16 protein-coding genes, 1 tRNA gene and 2 pseudogenes are annotated in these 17,983 nt (G+C 68.5%); 7 read left to right on the top strand and 12 right to left on the bottom strand.

What is annotated here, in order from left to right:
- Positions 1-63: 63 nt before the first annotated feature.
- Positions 64-882 (bottom strand): fumarylacetoacetate hydrolase family protein, encoded by an 819-nt coding sequence (locus tag ACFRMN_RS13470; RefSeq protein WP_383017954.1) that lies wholly within the window; start codon positions 880-882, stop codon positions 64-66.
- 77 nt (positions 883-959) lie between these two features.
- Here ACFRMN_RS13470 and ACFRMN_RS13465 point away from each other — a divergent pair, with 77 nt between their 5' ends.
- From ACFRMN_RS13465 to ACFRMN_RS13455, 3 genes are all read left to right on the top strand, one after another.
- Positions 960-1,145 carry a hypothetical protein gene (locus tag ACFRMN_RS13465; RefSeq protein WP_383017951.1) on the top strand — a complete coding sequence of 62 codons (186 nt, stop codon included), beginning with the start codon at positions 960-962 and terminating at the stop codon, positions 1,143-1,145.
- A 54-nt stretch (positions 1,146-1,199) separates the two neighbouring features.
- Positions 1,200-2,405: a mandelate racemase/muconate lactonizing enzyme family protein gene (locus ACFRMN_RS13460; RefSeq protein ID WP_383017948.1), complete on the top strand. Its 1,206-nt coding sequence runs from the start codon at positions 1,200-1,202 to the stop codon at positions 2,403-2,405.
- A gap of 126 nt (positions 2,406-2,531) precedes the next feature.
- A complete protein-coding gene (locus ACFRMN_RS13455) occupies positions 2,532-3,302 on the top strand; it encodes an IclR family transcriptional regulator (RefSeq protein WP_383017945.1) in 771 nt (256 codons plus the stop codon).
- 459 nt (positions 3,303-3,761) lie between these two features.
- Here the strand turns inward: ACFRMN_RS13455 and ACFRMN_RS13450 are convergent.
- From ACFRMN_RS13450 to ACFRMN_RS13430, 5 genes and pseudogenes are all read right to left on the bottom strand, one after another.
- Positions 3,762-4,049, bottom strand: a pseudogene (locus ACFRMN_RS13450) (type I-E CRISPR-associated endonuclease Cas1); the annotation flags it as partial.
- 144 nt (positions 4,050-4,193) lie between these two features.
- Positions 4,194-4,592 (bottom strand): annotated as a pseudogene (locus ACFRMN_RS13445) (contact-dependent growth inhibition system immunity protein); the annotation flags it as partial.
- A 14-nt stretch (positions 4,593-4,606) separates the two neighbouring features.
- Complete coding sequence (locus ACFRMN_RS13440) at positions 4,607-4,912, bottom strand: RNase A-like domain-containing protein (protein ID WP_383017942.1); 306 nt, start codon at positions 4,910-4,912, stop codon at positions 4,607-4,609.
- A gap of 30 nt (positions 4,913-4,942) precedes the next feature.
- Entirely contained in the window at positions 4,943-5,566 is a 624-nt protein-coding gene (locus tag ACFRMN_RS13435; RefSeq protein WP_383017939.1) for a hypothetical protein, read from the bottom strand.
- 109 nt (positions 5,567-5,675) lie between these two features.
- Positions 5,676-5,966 (bottom strand): hypothetical protein, encoded by a 291-nt coding sequence (locus tag ACFRMN_RS13430; protein ID WP_383017936.1) that lies wholly within the window; start codon positions 5,964-5,966, stop codon positions 5,676-5,678.
- A gap of 325 nt (positions 5,967-6,291) precedes the next feature.
- On the opposite strand from ACFRMN_RS13430, the gene ACFRMN_RS13425 reads away from it, so the two are divergent.
- Both ACFRMN_RS13425 and ACFRMN_RS13420 read left to right on the top strand, forming a co-directional pair.
- Positions 6,292-7,890: a hypothetical protein gene (locus ACFRMN_RS13425; RefSeq protein ID WP_383017933.1), complete on the top strand. Its 1,599-nt coding sequence runs from the start codon at positions 6,292-6,294 to the stop codon at positions 7,888-7,890.
- A gap of 162 nt (positions 7,891-8,052) precedes the next feature.
- The gene (locus ACFRMN_RS13420; RefSeq protein ID WP_383017930.1) at positions 8,053-8,898 is read left to right on the top strand and encodes a hypothetical protein; all 846 of its coding nucleotides are present in this window, start codon (positions 8,053-8,055) and stop codon (positions 8,896-8,898) included.
- Positions 8,899-9,135: 237 nt separating this feature from the next.
- Here ACFRMN_RS13420 and ACFRMN_RS13415 read toward each other — a convergent pair whose 3' ends face one another.
- Positions 9,136-9,747, bottom strand: coding sequence for a hypothetical protein (locus tag ACFRMN_RS13415; RefSeq protein WP_383017927.1), 612 nt, complete (start codon positions 9,745-9,747; stop codon positions 9,136-9,138).
- A 224-nt stretch (positions 9,748-9,971) separates the two neighbouring features.
- Positions 9,972-10,048 (bottom strand) — tRNA-Pro (locus ACFRMN_RS13410).
- A 104-nt stretch (positions 10,049-10,152) separates the two neighbouring features.
- Between ACFRMN_RS13410 and ACFRMN_RS13405 the strand changes: the two genes are divergently transcribed.
- Positions 10,153-10,641, top strand: a complete 489-nt coding sequence (locus ACFRMN_RS13405; RefSeq protein ID WP_383017924.1) for a DUF309 domain-containing protein — start codon at positions 10,153-10,155, stop codon at positions 10,639-10,641.
- On the opposite strand, the gene ACFRMN_RS13400 is transcribed toward ACFRMN_RS13405, so the two are convergent.
- The 3 genes from ACFRMN_RS13400 to ACFRMN_RS13390 are packed head-to-tail and all read right to left on the bottom strand — an operon-like array spanning position 10,631 to position 13,463.
- A complete protein-coding gene (locus ACFRMN_RS13400; protein ID WP_383017921.1) occupies positions 10,631-11,311 on the bottom strand; it encodes a lactate utilization protein C in 681 nt (226 codons plus the stop codon). The two genes, ACFRMN_RS13405 and ACFRMN_RS13400, sit on opposite strands and share 11 nt — an antisense overlap.
- Positions 11,308-12,747 carry a LutB/LldF family L-lactate oxidation iron-sulfur protein gene (locus ACFRMN_RS13395; RefSeq protein ID WP_383017918.1) on the bottom strand — a complete coding sequence of 480 codons (1,440 nt, stop codon included), beginning with the start codon at positions 12,745-12,747 and terminating at the stop codon, positions 11,308-11,310. The genes ACFRMN_RS13400 and ACFRMN_RS13395 overlap by 4 nt, the downstream gene beginning before the upstream one ends.
- Positions 12,744-13,463 (bottom strand): (Fe-S)-binding protein, encoded by a 720-nt coding sequence (locus ACFRMN_RS13390; RefSeq protein WP_383017915.1) that lies wholly within the window; start codon positions 13,461-13,463, stop codon positions 12,744-12,746. Before ACFRMN_RS13390 ends, ACFRMN_RS13395 begins: the two co-directional genes overlap by 4 nt.
- A gap of 136 nt (positions 13,464-13,599) precedes the next feature.
- Here ACFRMN_RS13390 and cobF point away from each other — a divergent pair, with 136 nt between their 5' ends.
- A complete protein-coding gene (cobF, locus tag ACFRMN_RS13385) occupies positions 13,600-14,427 on the top strand; it encodes a precorrin-6A synthase (deacetylating) (RefSeq protein ID WP_383017912.1) in 828 nt (275 codons plus the stop codon).
- A gap of 64 nt (positions 14,428-14,491) precedes the next feature.
- Here cobF and ACFRMN_RS13380 read toward each other — a convergent pair whose 3' ends face one another.
- The gene (locus ACFRMN_RS13380; protein WP_383017910.1) at positions 14,492-17,782 is read right to left on the bottom strand and encodes a family 78 glycoside hydrolase catalytic domain; all 3,291 of its coding nucleotides are present in this window, start codon (positions 17,780-17,782) and stop codon (positions 14,492-14,494) included.
- Between the last annotated feature and the right edge of the window lie 201 nt (positions 17,783-17,983).

The following is a 17,983-nucleotide window of genomic DNA, read 5'->3' as shown; positions in this document are numbered from 1 at the left end:
GGATCGGCGAGTGGGCGCTCGGGCGAGAGCGGCCCCGCACGCGCACCGTGGCTGTGCGTTCACTCAGACTGTGTGTGGTGCGGGAGCCGAAATGTTGGAGTGCTGGCGGCCGAGTCCGGCGACCTCGACCTCGATGACGTCACCCGGTCGCAGGGCCACAGCCGGAGACCTGAAGTCACCGCAGCCTGCCGGTGTCCCGCTGAGGATGACATCCCCTGGTGCCAAGGTGAAGAACGACGAGCAGTAGGAGACGAGTTCGGCGATGCTGAAGATCATCGAGGCTGTGGACCCGTTCTGCATCAGCTGACCGTTGACCCACGTCCGGATCGCGACCTGTTGCGGGTCCGGCACCTCGTCCTTTGTGAGAATCCAGGGCCCAAGAGGGCAGAAGGTGTCGAGTCCTTTGCCGCGCACCCACTGGCCGTCCCGCTCCTGCAGATCGCGGGCGGAGAGGTCATTGGCCGCGACGTAACCGGCGACGTAGGACATCGCTTCATTGACGGGCACGGACTTGGCGGGACGGCCTATGACGACGCCAAGTTCCGCTTCCCAGTCTGCTCGGGCGGTCAGTGCCAGGTCCACCACGATGTCGTCATGGGGGCCGCATGCGGAGGACGAGAGTTTCGGAAAGAGGAAGGGGGCCGTCGGGGTCTTCCACCCCATCTCGGCCACGGTGTCGGCGTAGTTGAGGCCGATGCCGTGGATCGTCGGGGGCCGGTACGGCAGCAGGAACTCCAGCTGCTCTTCGGCGACCTGGTCGCCGGGCCCGGCGTCGGCTCCGGTGACGGCGTCGAGGGCGGGCACCCGGCTGGTGCGCCACCCCTGGCCGCTGTCGACGACCGTTGTGACGACCCCGTCGACGCGGGCGGTGGCAATCCTCATCGTGCGTCCTTCTTGCCGGCTGGGGACGGGACGACGAGTCGTCCGTCAAGGATTCGACCGGCAGCACCAGTCTGGCGATGCTCGGACTCGGAGCGATCATCGCGATCGCGGCCGGGGCCACACTCCTGGTACGCCGCATCCCCCGCCGACCGGTGGCCGACCAATCGGCCATCGACCGGACCAGCATCGACGAAGCCGGTCTCCAGACACCACAGGCCATGACGAACGCCGGTCTCGACGGGCCCGCCCCTGATCCGCGCTGAAGCGCAAGACCGCCCGCACCATTTCCCCGTACAACGAAGAAAGGACACCCGTCCATGAGCACTACATTCCTCAACCGGACCAGCGCCACAGTCACCAGCAAGACGAACGAGCGCCACTTCGCGGCGCTGGAGCGCGGCGAAGCCAGCACCGATGCCATCGCCTCGGTCAGGCTCTCCCTCGTGAGCCTGCCGCTGGCCGCACCCATCAGTGACGCCAAGGTACTGACCGGCCGCCAGAAGCCCCTCACCGAGATCGCCTTCCTCTTCGCCGAGATCCGCACCGAGGCGGGATTCGAGGGCGTGGGCTACAGCTATTCCAAGCGCGCCGGCGGGCCCGCCCAGTACGTCCACGCGAAGGAGATCGCACCTGAGCTGATCGGCGAGGACCCCAACGACATTCAGCGGATCTGGACCAAGCTCGTCTGGGCCGGCGCCTCCGTCGGCCGCAGCGGGCTGTCGACCCAGGCGATCGCCGCCATCGACATCGCCCTGTGGGACCTCAAGGCCAAGCGTGCCCAGCTCCCCCTCGCGAAGCTGCTCGGCGCCCACCGCGATTCGGTGCAGTGTTACAACACCTCCGGTGGCTATCTGTCCATGTCCATCGAGCAGGTGGTGGAGAACACCCGGGCATCCGTCGAGCGCGGTATCGGCGGCATCAAGATCAAGGTCGGCCAGCCCGACACGAACATCGACCTCCAGCGGGTCGCGGCCATCCGCGAGCAGCTGGGCGACGGATTCCCAATGATGGTCGACGCCAACCAGCAGTGGAACCGCGGTACGGCGATCCGCATGGGCCGGAAACTGGAGGCGTTCGACCTGACCTGGATCGAGGAGCCGCTCGACGCGTACGACGCTGAGGGCCACGCCGCTCTCGCCGCGGAGCTCGCCACCCCGATCGCCACCGGCGAGATGCTCACCAGCGTCACCGAGCACGCCGAACTGGTCCGTCACCGCTCGGTCGACTTCTTCCAGCCGGACGCGCCGCGGGTGGGCGGCATCACCCCGTTCCTGAAGATCATGGCCATGGGCGAGCAGGCGAAGATGCGGATGGCGCCGCACTTCGCCATGGAGATCCACCTGCACCTCGCCGCGGCGTACGAGATCGACCCGTGGGTGGAGCACTTCGAGTGGCTTGAGCCGATGTTCAACGAACGCCTTGAGATCCGCGACGGCCGGATGATCGTGCCCAACCGCCCTGGACTGGGCTTCAGCCTGAGCGAGCAGGCTCGTGCCTGGACCCACGAGACCGTCACGGTCTGAGACCATCTGCTCCCAGCCCGCCCACGGCAACGTCGTCCCGGAGGGCTGAGAGACTGGCAGCGGACATCACCCGCCCGACTCACGCGGGCGGGCTCACCGCGACCGGACAAGCAGAGGAACGAGAGCGTGACCGAGCAGGACGAAGGCCGCAAAGGCGCACTCGACCGAGGACTCAGCATCCTGAGCCACCTCGCCGACGCGCGAGAGGCGTCCACGGCGGAACTGGCAGCCGCCGCCGACATCAGCCGCAGCGCCGCGTACCGCATCGTCGAAAAGCTCAGCCAGTACGACTTCCTCCACGCCACCTCGAACGGCCGCTGGCGCCTGGGCCCGGCCGCCGCCCGTCTCGCCATGGCCGCCGTCCACTCCACCGACGTGGCCGACGTCGCTCCCGAACTACTCCGGGTCCTGGTCCAGCAGACCCGCGAAACCGTCAGCCTCGGCGTCCTCAGCGGCGACGAAATGGTGTTCATCTACCGCGAACGCGGCCCCCAGTCGGTCAGCGTCAACGCCGACCTCGGCGCCCGCAGGCCCCTGCACGCCACCTCGGTCGGCAAGGCCTACCTCGCAGGCCTGAACCCCCGCGAGAGAGCAGACCTGCTCCGCACTCTCACACTGACACCCTTCACCCCGCGGACACTCACCACCCCACACGCCCTCGAACACGACATCACCACAGCCCAGGCCCGGGGCTGGACCGAGGAACACGGCGAGTTCGACCTCGCCAGCGCCTGCTGCGGCGCCCCCATCTTCGATCACACCGGCCATGTCGTGGCGGCCATCAGCGTCGCCGGCCTCAAAGACCGCGTCGAACCCGCCCTCGACCGCCTCGGCCCTCTGGTAGTCGCCACAGCAGACGCCATCTCGCGCCGGCTCGGACACAACCCGGGACTGTAAGAGGTCGACCTCGGCCTGGGCCTGGCCGTTCTCGTCAGTCGCCACCAGGGGGCCGGTCAGCCCACCACCCGACTGTCGAGACAAGGGGACGACGGCCCCGAATCCCCGATCTGCGGCGGCTGAATCGGGGGTCACCAGGTCGGCGCCGGGTAGCCGGAAAGACATGACCACCACCGCAGACATATAACGATCATGTTTCTCGACGGCGGGCTGGTCCGTCACTACTCGCTGTGCGGTGCCCCCGGTGACCGGTCGTCGTGGCGTATCGGCGTGCTGCGTGTCCCGGAGGGCCGTGGCGGATCGGCTTACGTGCACGGCAACCTGCACGTCGGCACGCCGGTGTGGGTGCGGGGGCCGCGCGACAGCTTCCCGCTCCGGCCGGCCGGGCGCTACCTGTTCGTGGCGGGCGGCATCTTCATCACACTCGTACTGTCGATGATCGCCGCCGCCGAAGCTGCCGGCTGCGATATCGAAGGCGAGGAGGATGCCGATCTCGGTTTTGTAGAGGTCGGCGATGTCCAGGACGAAGGAGAGCTCGTGGCCGGAGTGGACGAAGCCGAGGCCGGGGCCGCATTCGAGAGAGGCGACGACAGCGTGGGCGATGCCGTACATGCATTGGGCGGCGGCGAGGCCCTGGTTGACGGCGTCGCCGCTGGAGAAGTCGCCCGGGGTGTATTTCCCGCCGCGCCAGGGGACGCCGGTCCGGGCGGCCTGGACGCGGTAGCGGTCTTTGGCACGGCCGCCGTCCTCGGCTCCGTCGGTCTTCGGGTCGCTCTTCCGCTCGCACCCCGACAGGAAGCGAGAACCGAGTCGCGGTCATGGCGTCGAGCAGGGCGCGGACCAGGCGCTCAGGGCGAAGACGGGCGAAGCAGGGCGAAGATGGGCGCGCAGTCAGCCCGCGGCCGGTCCGGGTCCGTAGTCCGCCTTGAATCCGCCCAGACCGTCCGCGAGGTGGGCCAGCCAGCCGCTCGGGGAGTACGGCCGGGGCGGGTCGACCTCCATGCCCAGCTCAGCCATCGCGAGGGCGTAGTCGGACTCTTCAAGGGCGAGGGCGAGCAGTTCGCGGAGATCGCCAGTGAGGCAGGCAACGAGCTGCGGGTCCGTGGTGGCGATGTAGTCGCGTACGGCCGCGTCGTGGTCCGGGAACTCGTCCGGCATGTCCTGCGAGAACCAACCGCCGAGGAACTGGCCGAGCTCGGGGAAGCGGGCATGCCACTCCCAGTGGGTGCGGGAGCCGGCCGGAGGCGGGACCTCGCCCTCCTCGACCGACCGCTTCAAGTGGTCCGCGACACGGCGCTGGACCTCTACAGGTAGATCGGGACGGTGGTGAGCACAACGAAGCCGTGCGGGCTGTTCGGCTCACGCTTGAGGACGACACGCGCCGCGCGCACATCGACGGGCTCGCGCCCGGCGAGCATCATCGCCTGCAGCAGTACGCGTCCGACGGGCGCCTCGCGGGAGGGCCAGGCAGCCTCGATGGCGAGGCGGGCGCGGGTGCCCTGGGCGAGCCAGCGGTGGATCTTCTGCTCGTTGGCGGTCACCACCTGCTGAGTGGCCCATTGGGCGGTTTCTCGGTCGGGGTAGGTGGCCGAGCGGGTCCTTACGGTCATGCGCGGAACTTCCTTTGGGCGGTGCGTGCTTCAGGAACCGGAATGCTCGGTCCGCATGTGGTCGTCGATTCTTCGGGTGATCTCACGCAGTGCGTCGTGCGAAGCCCAGGGAATCCATCGCGTCACATTGGCGGACAGCGCCGCGAGCTCCGGAAAGAGCACGAGTACCGATTGGGCATCGGCTGCCAGTCGGGAGAACGTCTCGCTGCAGAACGGATGCTCGGCTTCGACGAAAGCCGCGATCGAACCGGACAGCAAGGGGTACTCGCCGTCATAGATCCAGTTGGCGCCGAAACCGAAAAGCTCCGGGAAACGGGCTGCCGCCTCCCAGTCCGCCAGGGGGAGATCGGCGAATCCGGCATCCGGCTCCTGGTCGACCATCCTGATCAGGCCGGCCAGCGTGCGCAGGTACTCGTCCCCCGGAACACCGTCCCGCGCCTTGTCCAGCCGTTCGGTGAACGTACGCGGGAAGAATGCCGCGCCCTCCGACCGAAACAGGTCGGCCGTGTGGTCGAGCAGGGCGGCAGCGGACGCGACAGGAAACAGCCAGCGCGACGTGTCGGCGGCACACGCGGTGCGGACGAAGCGCCTGAGCTCGTCGTCCAGGTCGAGGGCGCCCTGCGACTCCTGGGCGCGCAGAGCTGTCTCGACCACGCGTCTGACCGGTCCGTCGTTGAAGAGGGTGCCGGTGTGCGAGATCACGTCGCGATCATCTCCATAAAGAACGTCCGAGGGTTTCAGGGGGACATGGGGTATGACGTGATCACCACGAAGGGGGGGCCATGCCCTTCCTGTACTTCAGGGCGACCTGCGCGGAGTGCACCTCGCTCGCGGTCGCCCTCATGCCGTGCGCATCATAGTCGGCGCGCTCGACGGTGCGGCCGGTAACGTCCGGGAAGGTGAGGGTCAGCGGCGGGGATATCTTGGAATTGTTCGGGTCCCAGCCGGGGTTGTTCCTTTCCCGCTGCTGCACCCGCTCGATCCACTTCTCGATCCGGTCCGCGTTGTCGATGCCGCGAGCGCGGCCTGGGTGAACCGTTGCTCCTCGGTCCATTCGTTTCCTGTCAGGTCGGTGGCGACGCGTCGCCGGAAGCGCACCGCGGCCGCGTTGGAGCCCTGAAAGGCGACTTCCCCTGGCCCTGGGTGCTTGGCGACCACGTCGTGGACGATCCGGCCCACGCGGCTGCGGGGCAGTCCAGTCGGACGGCACGTTCACCCTCACGTACCAGCCCTCCGACATCATCGATGCCGACACCGGTCGGACGATCACCACGTACCCCGGCAAGATCGACACCCACCAGATCGGCGCGGCGTACGGCAACCACTTCTGGTTCACCCACACCCGCTCCCCCGAATCGTTCCCGGAGCCCGGCGACCGCATGAAGGTCACCGGCACCTGGAAGCTGGGCCGGCAGATCACCGAACACAGCGGCCAGGCCAAGGTCTACGCGCACATCCCCGACCACGGGGCGCAGACCTCCAAGGCCGAGTACCGCATCAAGCACACCGCCGGCGAAACGGTGAAGGCGATCGACCAGAGCGCCAACCAGTCCAACAAGTGGGTCGATCTCGGTGCGTACTTCTTCAGCGGTATGACTCCCGAGGTCAGCCTGCACAACTTCAACGGTGGTGACGGAACCAAGGACATCGCCTATGACGCCATCGCGTTCGTACCTGGCGACTACTCCGGCATTCCGGCAGACCTGACCTTCGGCGACCCGGATGTCAACGCCCCTGATCCGGCGCCGGTGGAGCCGCCCGAAAGCATCTCGGGCGACTACTTCGATCTGCTTCCCACACGCTCCGGCTCCGCCCGGTCCGCGACCGGGGCGGAGGAATTGGTTCTCACGTCGGCGCCGGCGAACCGGTCCGCCAAATCGTCGGCCGACTCCGTCTCCACCATGGGTGCGGTGAGTTGCTCCCTCACAGCACACTCCATGAACTACACGCGGACCGACGCGTGCGTCGTGGACGACCTGTACTTCACGGGATCAACGAGCGGCACGCCGAAGGCGAGCTTCGACCTCCGGCACGAGTTCGTCCTGGACCCGGACAGTGACACCTTCACTCAGTCCGTGTCGGTCAGCCTCAAGTCGTTGGTCACCGAAGTGCCTTCACTGACCCTGGATATCGATTTCGGCTGCCGTGGCTACTGTGAAAAGGAGACACCGGTATGGAGCGGTTCGAAGACCTTCTTTCCGGGCGATACTCACACGGCCACGGTCACTCAGAAGATCAAGTGGAGCAACACCGCCGATGCCAGCGGAAGGATAAGCCCCTATCTGACGGTCAAGGGAACGGCGAACGGTCAGACCAGCAATCCGTTGTCGGCTGAGAAGTCGGAGCTTGACGTCCGGTGCGACCGCGATGTGAAGGCGACACCGGGTTGTGTCTTCAGCTCGTACAAGCCGACGTACGTCATGAATGCCAAGAAGTTCCCGGCGGCCGCCGCGCACGCCTGGCTGATCCAGAACAAGTTGCCCGGACGCTACGGGCTGCGGGGCAACAATCCGTTGACCTTCCTGGCCGACGATGTCCTGGCGCCCGATCCGCCGACGAACACCAAGAGCATCGTCGACCACAACCGCGGCGTGATCTGCCCGCAGTCATGGGAGCGCAGCCCGCTGGCGACGATGTCGCCCGAACTCGGCGCGAGTGACGTACCGAGCTGCGACGAGTTCCCCTTCGCGGCGAGCTGGCAGAGCGCCGCGACACCGAAAAGCTGGGGCGGGAAGAACCTGAGTCAGGTGACATCGGGTGAAGGCTGCCTGAACACGATCGCCCAGCGCGGCGCGGACGGTGTGTGGAGGCTAGTGCCCGACCCGCGCTCCCACGTGCCGACCTGGACCGAGCCGTGTGGACGTTCCAGCATGTCGAACAACCAGAACACTCAGTCCATGAGCCTGTTCCCGACCTGGCGTAAGAACAACCGAGTTCTCGAAGGAGACAACTACTGGCTCGACGCCAATCGCCCCTGAGCGAGCGAGTTGACGCCGTATCAATTCCCCCCGCGTAGCGGAGGGAACAGGAACAGGGGCCCGGTCGCCATGACTGGGCCCCTGCGCCGTGGCCACACCAAGTTCGGTGCGAGATCGAGGCCCCCCGGCTCGCTGTCCGACCCGTTTACTAGGGTTCCGGTCATGAACGACGGAATCGATTGGCTGGACGCCGAATTGGGCGCGGATGGCTATTCCCTCACCATGGTGAAGGGCATCGCCCCCGAGGTCCTCGCGGCGAATCTGGGCGCGCAATCAGGCACATTCATAGATCCGGACACCACCCCCGGGGCACTGGAATTCTTCCACGGACCCGGGTCGTCGAAGCTGCCGGACTGGGCGATGGTGGGTGAGATGGGCGACGGCTGGGCGTTCGCCCTGGAGGCGCCCGAGGTCGGTCACCGGGACGACCGGCTGGCTCCCGGAAGAGACCTCAGGGCCCATCACACGGTGGTGGACATCCTGAACACCACCATGGACCCGCCGGCCGTCACGGCGAGCGTGGACGGGCGGACCGACTGGATGCTTCGGGAGTACGGCACCAGGGACATCGACCATCCGATCAGCCGGCGATTGGTCGCGGAGGCGGGTTTCGTCGCATACCCGCACGGCGTCTACCGGGATGACGCGTCCGAAGACACCGGGATGGCGACCGTTTACCGGATCATGGGTCAGCACTACGGGCTGTCTCTGCCCCGAGCCTCCGTGACCGGAAGACGCCTGCCGCACGTGTTCACCGAGCCCAGGGTGCTTCTTCACCCGGAGGCGCGGTGCCCAGCCTGTGGTGAGGAGCGGATGCTGCCGTACTGGGATGGCTTCCGAGGGCCCGAGGACTATCGACTGGTCTGTATCTACTACCAGGTTCGCGATGTGCCGCGTTACCCCTCGCAGGGATGTCCGGGTGAGATCTCCGGGCCCGCGCTGTCCAGGGTCGTACGCGCGGAGCCGAACCCAAAGTATGAGAATCTTCGCCTCCCCGGCATCTCCTGAGGCTTCCTCGCGTCTTGAGGAGGGACGGCACCCGCCGAGCCACTCCGGCACACGCACCCAGAACTCCCGACGAGCCCCAGAAACGACGAGGTCCCGCCCCATCAAAGTGATCGGACGGGATCTCGTGAACCGCCTACGAGCTTCCCCAAGCGAATCTGATCGTTTCCCGCCGGCCCGTAGTCGCCCGCCGCGTGCTCCTCTTCGCTCTGGCACGAACGCTCTGCTGTGCGTGAGTGTTCAGCAGTCCTCGGTGGTGTACCTCGTCGCGGGCTCGGTACCGCTGCCTGAATCCGCTTCAGGGAGTTGCCAGCGGGCGACGCCGCCGTAGGCGTCTTCAATGATCAGCGTTCCGCCCTTTGTGGGCACGTTCATGTCGGTGATGGCCTTGTACTCCCGGTTGGATTCGATCTCGGCGTAGGGGGTGTGGGCGTCGATGCAACCCTGCCACGGCGCGTCCGTGTAGTCCCAGCCCTCGGCCGTGTCCGCGCCATGCTGCCACTTGATGCCGTTGTCGGTTTGCGCTCCGAGCATGCCGCCGGTCTTGGACTTCATGGTGAAGGCGATAGCCAGGGCGTACTTCCCGGACAGGGCGAGGGTCTTGTCCTTGGCGAATGCGTCTCGATAGGCGATGCCGGTGAGCGTGAGCTGCATTGGGTGACCTTCGGTGTCCCTGAGTGTCACGGTTTGACCGATCGATCTCGCCGTTGGGTCCCCGTCGTCGATCCCTTGTGGTGCCTGACTTTCGGTCCTGGCTGGCTTGGGGTCAGCGTTTCCCCGGGCGTCGTTGTCGGTGCAGCCCGCAACGGAGAGGATCGCCACGAACACCGCGGCCATGGTCGCCTTCTTCATAGAGTTGAGGCACTCCCTGTGCTCATGAGATGGAGGACTTCGACGTTCTGTCTGAGTGCCATCGGGCTCTGAGGTCGGCAAGCGAAGGCGATCCCTCCACAGCCTCGCCGTCCAGCCCGCCCCTGGACGCCGCAGCTAGGGCGTGTGGTCTCCAAGTGATCCCCAGAACAACGGAAAAGGCGGTACCGGACTTCTCCGATACCGCCTACGACCCGCGTAAACGCTGGTCGGGACGACAGGATTTGAACCTGCGACCCCTTGACCCCCAGTCAAGTGCGCTACCAAGCTGCGCCACGTCCCGATGTGCGGCCTCAGTGGGGAGAATCCCCCGATCGACCGCGCAAGAGAACATTACCGCACTCCGAGCGGCGCGAAGACGCGCCCCGTCCGCGCGACAATCGGCGTATGAAGGAGAACCGACGGGATCGTGACGACGAGGGGCGGGCGCGGAGTGCGCGGCCTCGGGATGGGCTGGGGCGGCCATTGGCGTATGGGGTCCCGGGGGTGGAGCGGCAGCCGGAGGGGGTGGTCCGTACGCCCGAGGAGACGCTTCGGGAGGCGCAGCGGCTGCTGGACGCGGGGATGCCGTTCCATGCGCACGAGGTGTTCGAGGACGCGTGGAAGTCGGGGCCCGACGTGGAGCGGACGCTGTGGAAGGGGATGGCTCAGCTGGCGGTCGGGCTGACGCACGCCGCCCGGGGGAACGCGACCGGTGGGGCGCGGCTGCTGTTGCGTGGCGCGGGTGCGATCGCCGCGTACCCGGACCCGGCCCCGTACGGTGTCGATGTGGCCGGACTGATCGCCTGGGCCCGGGAGTTGGCGAGGCGAGTGGCGGGCGGGGAAGAGGTGGACGCGGCCCGGGAGGCTCCTCGGCTGCTGCCGCTCACTCCGTGAGCAGGATGACTTCGAGCGTGCGCGGACCGTGTACGCCCTCCACCCGGTCGAGTTCGATGTCGCTGGTCGCGGACGGTCCGGAGATCCAGGTCAGCGGGCGGGTGGGATCGAGCCGGGGCATGGCCTGCGGTACGGAACCGACCACTTGGTCAGCGGTGCGTACGACACAGATGTGATGGTCGGGTACGAGTGTGATGCGGCGCCGTCCCTGGTCGGGGGCGGCGTCCAGAACGAGTGTGCCGGTCTCCGCGATGGCCAGGGCGCAGCCGGTGATCACACTGTCCACGACGTCGAGTGCCTGGGCCGTGGCGGTGGGATCGTCCTCGACCCTGATCAGATCGGTGCCCACCGAGGAGAGCGCGGAGAGCCAGAGCGCCGGGAGCAGCGGGGGTACGAGGACGGTTCGGGCGCCGCGTTCCATCAGGAGGCGCGCGATGAGCGCGGGGAGCCCTTCGGTGTCCGTCCGGTGGACGAGCGCGCGGTAGTCGGCGAGGTTCTCGGCTAGCAGGTCGATGACGCGTTCGTCGGGGGTGTGCGTCTCCAGATAGTCGCGTGCGGCTTCCGGGGCGTCGGGGGCGTCCGCGACGGCGGCGCGGATCCGGGCGAGGATCCGCGCCCGGGATCCGCCGCCCGTACCGGTGCCCGAGGTCACGTCTGCGCCGGTGCTCATGTCGCTGTGTCCTTACGGTCGTTGTGGTGCTTCTTCCACCAGTCGCGGAACGACTCCGCCGGCAGCTCGGGCAGATCGCGCGAGTCGGTCCACGCCCCCGCCCCCGGGAGTTTCGAGGGATGCAGCCGGCGCGTCTTCGACGCGGCCCGCTCCCCCGCCGCCAGCACGCGCGGATGGTCGAAGACCCAGCCCGCCGCCTTCATCGCGGCCTTCTCCAGCCGGTGTCCCTTGCCGCCCTGGTCCGCGACCCGCTCGCGGAGATGGACCAGTACCTCGGGGATGTCGATGGCGACGGGACACACGTCGTAGCAGGCGCCGCAGAGCGAGGAGGCGTACGGCAGCGACGCGTCGATCTCGCTCTGGGTGCCCCGCAGCTGGGGGCTGAGGATCGCCCCGATCGGGCCCGGGTAGACCGAGCCGTACGCGTGTCCGCCGGCCCGCTCGTACACCGGGCAGACATTCAGACAGGCCGAGCAGCGGATACAGCGCAGCACCTGTCGCCCGACCTCGTCGGCCAGTGTGTCCGTACGGCCGTTGTCCAGCAGCACCAGATGGAAGGTGCTCGGTCCGTCCGCGTCATGGGTGCCGGTCCACATGCTGGTGTACGGATTCATCCGCTCCGCCGTCGAGGAGCGGGGCAGCGTCTGGAGGAAGACCTCCAGATCCCGCCAGCTCGGCACCACCTTCTCGATGCCCACGACGGAGATCAGCGTCTCGGGAAGCGTCAGACACATCCGTCCGTTGCCCTCCGATTCGAAGACCACGAGCGTGCCGGTCTCGGCGACCATGAAGTTCGCCCCCGAGATACCGACCTTGGCGCGCAGGAACTTCTCCCGCAGATGCAGCCGCGCGGCCTCGGCGAGCTCGCCGGGGGTGTCGGAGAGGCCGTCGGGCGCCGGCCGGCCCCAGGCGCCCATCCGGTCGCGGAAGATGTCCCGGATCTCGCCCCGGTTGCGGTGGATCGCCGGGACGAGGATATGGGAGGGCCGGTCGTTGCCGAGCTGGACGATCAGCTCGGCCAGGTCGGTCTCGTACGCGGAGATGCCCTCGGCCTCCAGCGCCTCGTTGAGCCCGATCTCCTGGGTGGCCATGGACTTGACCTTGACGACCTCGGTCTCGCCGGTGGCCTTCACCAGCTCGGCGACGATCCGGTTCGCCTCGTCGGCGTCGGACGCCCAGTGCACCACTCCGCCCGCCGCCGTGACCGACTCCTCCAGCTGTACCAGATAGCGGTCCAGATGGCGCAGCGTATGGTCCTTGATCCGCTTGCCCGCCTCCCGCAGCAGCGCCCAGTCGTCCAGCTCCGCCACGGCCTTGGCGCGTTTGTCGCGGATGGTGTGGGTGGCGTGCCGGAGATTGCCGCGCAGCGTCTCGTTGCCGACCGCCTCCTTCGCCGCCACCGGAAACGCCGGCATCCCCAGATACGTACCGCTCATGACCAGGGCTCCTCTTCCGTCGACGCCAGGATCTCCGCGAGGTGTACGGCACGCAGCGGGGCACCCTCGCGGCTCACGATCCCGCCGAGATGCATCAGACAGGAATTGTCCGCGCCACAGAGCACCTTGGCCCCGGTGGAGACGGCGTTGCTCACCTTGTCCTGGCCCATCGCGGCAGAAACATCGGAGTTCTTCACCGCGAAGGTACCGCCGAAGCCACAGCACTCGTCCGCGCCAGGCAGCTCCCGCAGCTCCAGTCCCCGTACCGACTCCAGCAGCTTGCGCGGCCGCTCCCCCAGGCCCAGCATCCGCAGCCCGTGACAGGAGGGATGGTAGGTGACGGTGTGCGGGAAGTGCGCCCCCACATCCGTCACGCCCACCACGTCGACCAGGAACTCAGTCAGCTCGTACGTCCGCGCGGCGAGCGAGGCCGCGGCCTCGTCGCCGATCTTGGGGTAGTGGTGGCGGACCATGGCCGCGCAGGATCCGGACGGGGTCACCACATACTCGTAACCCTCGAAGGCCCGGGTCATCCGCCGTACCAGCGGCTCGGTCTCCCGCCGGTAGCCCGTATTGAACTGGGGCTGGCCGCAGCAGGTCTGCGCGTCGGGAAAGTCGACTTCGACGCCCAGACGCTCAAGGAGCCGTACGGTCGCGATACCGGTGGCCGGATAGACGGCGTCGTTGACGCAGGTGACGAAAAGGGCGGCGCGCATGGGCGGAGCATATGTCGGCCGTGAGGGTGTACGGAAGTCCCTCGGAGAGGGTGATGGATCATCAGACATCCGATGGATATGACCTTCCTCCGGGCGGTATCGGGGCGACCGAGGGACATGCGGCAGACTCGGCGGTGTGCGAAAGATCTATGTCATCGGTATCGGCGCGGGCGACCCCGACCAGCTGACCGTCCAGGCGGTCAGGGCTCTCCAGGGCGTGGATGTCTTCTTCCTGGTCGACAAGGGCGCCGAGAAGTCCGATCTGATCGGGCTCCGGCACGAGATCCTGCGCCGCCACGCGGGCGGGTCCTCGGGCGGCCGGGGCTATCGGCAGGTCGAGATCCGCGACCCGGAGCGGGAGGGTCCGGCGGACGGCGCCGGTTATCCCGGGACCGTCGACGACTGGCGGAGCCGGCGCGCCGCCCTCTACGAGCGAGCCATCATCGATGAGCTGAGCGACGGCGAAGGCCCTGACGGGAACGAGCACCCCGACGGGAACGGGGCCCCCGACCGGGACAGCACCGGGGCGTTCCTCGTCTGGGGCGATCCCTCCCTGTACGACTCGACGCTCGCCATCCTGGAGGAGATCCTGGCGCGCGGCTCGGTCCGGTTCGAGTACGAGGTGATCCCCGGCATCAGCAGCGTCTCCGCGCTGGCCGCCAGGCACCGCGTCGGACTGACCCGGGTGGGCCGGCCCGTACAGATCACCACCGGCCGTCGGCTCGCCGAGGGGTGGCCCGACGGCGTGGACGATGTCGTGGTGATGCTGGACGCGCACCAGTCCTTCCGGCACCATCTGGCAGCCGATCCGGTCATCCACTGGGGTGCCTATGTGGGGACCGAGGACGAGATCCTGGTCTCCGGCCGGCTCTCCGAAGTGGCCGACCGGATCGGGGAGTCGCGGTCCGAGGCACGTGCCCGCAAGGGCTGGATCATGGACACGTATCTGCTGCGCCGGGACTGAGGCCCGCCACGGCCGGACACGCACTGGGCCCGGCCGTGGTGAAACGTTCAAAGGCACTTCCCGGTCAGCTCCGCCCCACGAAGTCCCAGGCGCCCTGGCCCGCCCGATAGACCACGAAGCCCGGTTCCGTACGGAGATACTCCGCTCCGTCCGGCGCCTTCACCAGCTCGGGGCGCTCGGCCGGTACCTGGATCTCCGCCGTCGCGCCGACCGGCACCCGCACCGAGAGCCGCAGATCAGGGCCTATCGCGGACCAGGCCACCGAGGCCGTGCCACGTACGGTACGGATCGAGGTGCGTGCCCAGGTGACTCCGGTCCGGCCGTCGGGCCGTACGGTGAAGGTGCGGTAGCCCGCGTCCCCCGGGCGCAGTCCCGCCACGTTCTCGTACAGCCACTGGACGACCGTGCCCTGGAAGTAGTGGTCGCGCGAGCGCGAGTCCACCGGCCACATCTCCCACATGGTGTCGGCGCCGTTGTCGAACCAGTAGCCCCAGCTCGGGTACGTACGCTGGGTGGCGATGGCGTGCGCGACCTCGGGGCGGCCGCCCGCGCACAGGACGCGCAGCAGCACGCTCGTGCCCAGCGCACCGGTGTTGAGGTGGTCGCCGCGGGCTTTGATGTCGGCGACGAGACTGTCGAGCACTGACGCGCGGGCGCCGCTCGGGACCAGGCCGAAGGCGAGCGGCAAGGCGTTGGAGGTCTGCCGGTAGCCGGGGTCCTTCGCGGTCCGGTAGTAACCGGACTCGGGGTCCAGGAAGGTGGCGTTGAAGGCGTCCTTCAGCCCGGCGGCTGCCGTGCGATAGCGCTCCGCGACCTCGCCGTGGCCCAGGAGTTCGCCCAGCTCGGCCGTCTGGGTCAGCGCCCGGTGCAGATACGCCGTCGCCGTGAGGCGGGTGTCCTCGGGCGGGTTGCCGCCGTATCCCGGCGGCAGATAGTCACCGAGCGCGGTGATCGCGAGACCCCCCTCCAGCCGGTCCAGTTCCCAGTCCAGATAGCGGGTCAGGGTGGACCAGTGTGCGCGTGCCACCCGGTCGTCGCCGTAGATCCGGTACATCTCCCTTACCAGGAAGGGGTATACGGTCGTCCACTCCGGGGAGGGACCGAGATCGCCGTAGCCCCAGCCGCCGCTGGGCACGATCACCGGCAGCTGGCCGTCGGTGTTCTGACTGTCCGCCAGGTCCCCGAGCCATTTCGCCAGGAAGCGGTGGACGCCGAAGGCGTACGCCATGATGGGCGCGCCGAGCTGCGCGTCGCCGGTCCAGCCGTTCTTCTCGTACATGGGGGTGTCGGTCGGTATGCCGTGCAGATTGTTGAGCAGGGTGCGGCGCATCGCCCGGTCGAGCTGTTCGTAGAAGGGTTCCGAGCACTCGAAGGAGCTGACCTCCGCCACCTTCGTATGGACGACCCGGCCCAGCACATCGGCGGGGCGTGGGCGGCTCGGCAATCCGCTGATCTGGACATAGCGGAAGCCCTTGTAGGAGAAGGAGGGCTCCCAGACCTCGGTCCCGCCGCCGCCCGCGCAGATGTACTCGTCGCGCTGGAAGCGTCCTGGCACATGCCCGGTCTCGGCGTGCACACTGCCGTCCGCCTTGAGCTTCTCGCCGTGGACGAGCTGGACGAGGGTGCCGGCCGGGGCCCGTACGCTCAGCCGGGTCCAACCCGCCGTCGTCCGGCCCATGTCGACGACATAGACCCCGGGGCTCAGCTCCGTGATCGCGGTGGGGGTAAGGGTCTCGATGATCTCGATGGGGTCGTGCGGCTGGGCGCGCAGGGTGCCCTTGGGCGCGGCCTGAGGGTTCGGGGAGCGCCAGGAGCTGTCGTCGAAGCCGGGCTTCGTCCAGCCCTCGGGGGCCAGCCGGGCATCGTAGGTCTCGCCCGCGTAGAGGGAGTTGGTGAGCGTGGGGCCTTCGGTGATCCGCCAGTCGGTGTCGGAGACGACGGTGGTGCGGGAGCCGTCGGGGTGCTCGGCCTCCAGCCGGCACAGCAGCCGGGGTTCGCCGTGCCACGGCGGCTGGTGCCAGTTCCAGACATTGGGGGTGGTCATGCCGTAGAAGCCTCGGCCCAGGGTCACACCGATCGCGTTGTCGCCGCGCCGCAGCAGCGAGGTCACATCGTGGACGGCGTACATCACGGTCTCGTCGTAGTCGGTGAACGCCGGGTCGAGTACCTGACTGCCGACCCGCTTCCCGTTCAACTCGGCTGTGTAGTAGGCGAGTCCGCTGATGTAGAGCCGGGCGCTGCTGACCGGCTTCGATACGCTGAACTCGCGGCGGAGCAGGGGCGCGGGCGCCTCGGGCGCCGGGATCGAGACACCGCTTCCCCACGGGCCCTGGCCGTAGGGGGCGAGTACGGCCGCCGGGGGCCAGTCACTGTCGTCGAAGTCCGGCTGTTCCCAGCCCTGCCGCTCGGTGCCGACGGCGCGCCAGCCTGTTCCGGTGACCAGCTCGTGGCTGGTGCCCTGGGAGGTTTCGACGAGCATCCGTACGAGCAGTCCCGCCGGGTTGACGGAGACCGAACCGCGGTTGGCCGCGAGGGCGGCGAGGACGATCCGGCCGCCGGCGGCGGACCGTACGGCCTCGGTGACATCGGCCGCGCGTCCGGTGCGCCAGCCGTCCACCTGCTCGGGCGCGTGGAGCGTCTGTCTGCCGTTGAGATGGAGGGTGAAGTCGTCGTCGGCCGTGGCGAGGAGTGTGGCCCGCGCGATGTCCTCGCCCCGCGCGCCCGGCGGGAGTTCGAGTCCGCCGCGGAACCACCGGGCGCCCACGGGGGCGTTGCCGGTGGTCGCTCCCTCGGTCCAGATCCAGGACGCGCCGTCGAAGCCGGGGGGCTCCGGCGACTGGTCGGCGCCTATCCAGCGCGCCTGCCACGGCTCGGCGCCGAGCGCGGTCTCCCACCAGCCGGCCGTGCTCCACGGTGAGGCGTGTCCGTCGGCGTCCCAGACGCGGACCTGCCAGTGGCAGCGGGTACGGGGTGGCAGTTCGGGGCCCGCGTAGGGCACGGCGGCGCTTCGGTCGGAGGCCACGCGGCCGGTGTCCCAGAGGAGTTGGCGACCGGCCGTGAGCGCGCGCGGGTCGGTCGCGGCCCGGAGCTGATAGGCGCTCTGGCGGGCGCCCCGGGCGCCCTTCTCGCCGCTCAGCTCCCAGGACAGCAGCGGGGCCGCGGCATCGGTGCCGAGAAGGCGCTCGGTGTACTCGACCGTGGCGGTGGTGACACGGAGCCGGCCGCGCCGGCCACTCGTTCCCGGCGAGCCGCCGGACGGCGCGCCCGTGGCGGGGGAGGCGGCGGCGAGCCCCGCGATCCCCGCCCCGGCGCCCGCCACGGAGGTGTGCAGAAGACCTCGGCGTGTCCAGCCCATGCCCATCGCGGCTCCCTTGGATTGAAACGTTTCATGTCCCTGTCGGGCATCGTAGGGCCGACCGCGTCCGCGCTACAAGAGGTGTGCGCGGGACCCCTGGTACGGACGGGGCACGAGGCAGCCGCGCACCACCCTGCCCCGGCGCCGACCCCTCCATCGGGTCGCGGATTTTTGCGTCTGTCTCCAAAATTTGCGCGGATT

It is taken from the genome of Streptomyces sp. NPDC056835, assembly GCF_042789485.1.
GTDB lineage: Bacteria > Actinomycetota > Actinomycetes > Streptomycetales > Streptomycetaceae > Streptomyces.
The sequence above is the reverse complement of the archived record's forward strand: the minus strand, read 5'-3'. Positions and strand labels throughout refer to the sequence as shown.

Bases quoted from the DNA above. Each gene is read 5' to 3' on its own strand.
- ACFRMN_RS13415 (WP_383017927.1), bottom strand. From the start codon at position 9,747: ATGAAGAAGGCGACCATGGCCGCGGTGTTCGTGGCGATCCTCTCCGTT.
- ACFRMN_RS13465 (WP_383017951.1), top strand. From the start codon at position 960: ATGCTCGGACTCGGAGCGATCATCGCGATCGCGGCCGGGGCCACACTC.
- ACFRMN_RS13460 (WP_383017948.1), top strand. From the start codon at position 1,200: ATGAGCACTACATTCCTCAACCGGACCAGCGCCACAGTCACCAGCAAG.
- ACFRMN_RS13390 (WP_383017915.1), bottom strand. From the start codon at position 13,463: ATGCGCGCCGCCCTTTTCGTCACCTGCGTCAACGACGCCGTCTATCCG.
- ACFRMN_RS13400 (WP_383017921.1), bottom strand. From the start codon at position 11,311: ATGAGCACCGGCGCAGACGTGACCTCGGGCACCGGTACGGGCGGCGGA.
- ACFRMN_RS13470 (WP_383017954.1), bottom strand. From the start codon at position 882: ATGAGGATTGCCACCGCCCGCGTCGACGGGGTCGTCACAACGGTCGTC.
- ACFRMN_RS13430 (WP_383017936.1), bottom strand. From the start codon at position 5,966: ATGGACCGAGGAGCAACGGTTCACCCAGGCCGCGCTCGCGGCATCGAC.
- ACFRMN_RS13425 (WP_383017933.1), top strand. From the start codon at position 6,292: ATGAAGGTCACCGGCACCTGGAAGCTGGGCCGGCAGATCACCGAACAC.
- ACFRMN_RS13380 (WP_383017910.1), bottom strand. From the start codon at position 17,782: ATGGGCTGGACACGCCGAGGTCTTCTGCACACCTCCGTGGCGGGCGCC.
- ACFRMN_RS13395 (WP_383017918.1), bottom strand. From the start codon at position 12,747: ATGAGCGGTACGTATCTGGGGATGCCGGCGTTTCCGGTGGCGGCGAAG.
- ACFRMN_RS13420 (WP_383017930.1), top strand. From the start codon at position 8,053: ATGAACGACGGAATCGATTGGCTGGACGCCGAATTGGGCGCGGATGGC.
- ACFRMN_RS13405 (WP_383017924.1), top strand. From the start codon at position 10,153: ATGAAGGAGAACCGACGGGATCGTGACGACGAGGGGCGGGCGCGGAGT.
- ACFRMN_RS13440 (WP_383017942.1), bottom strand. From the start codon at position 4,912: ATGACCGTAAGGACCCGCTCGGCCACCTACCCCGACCGAGAAACCGCC.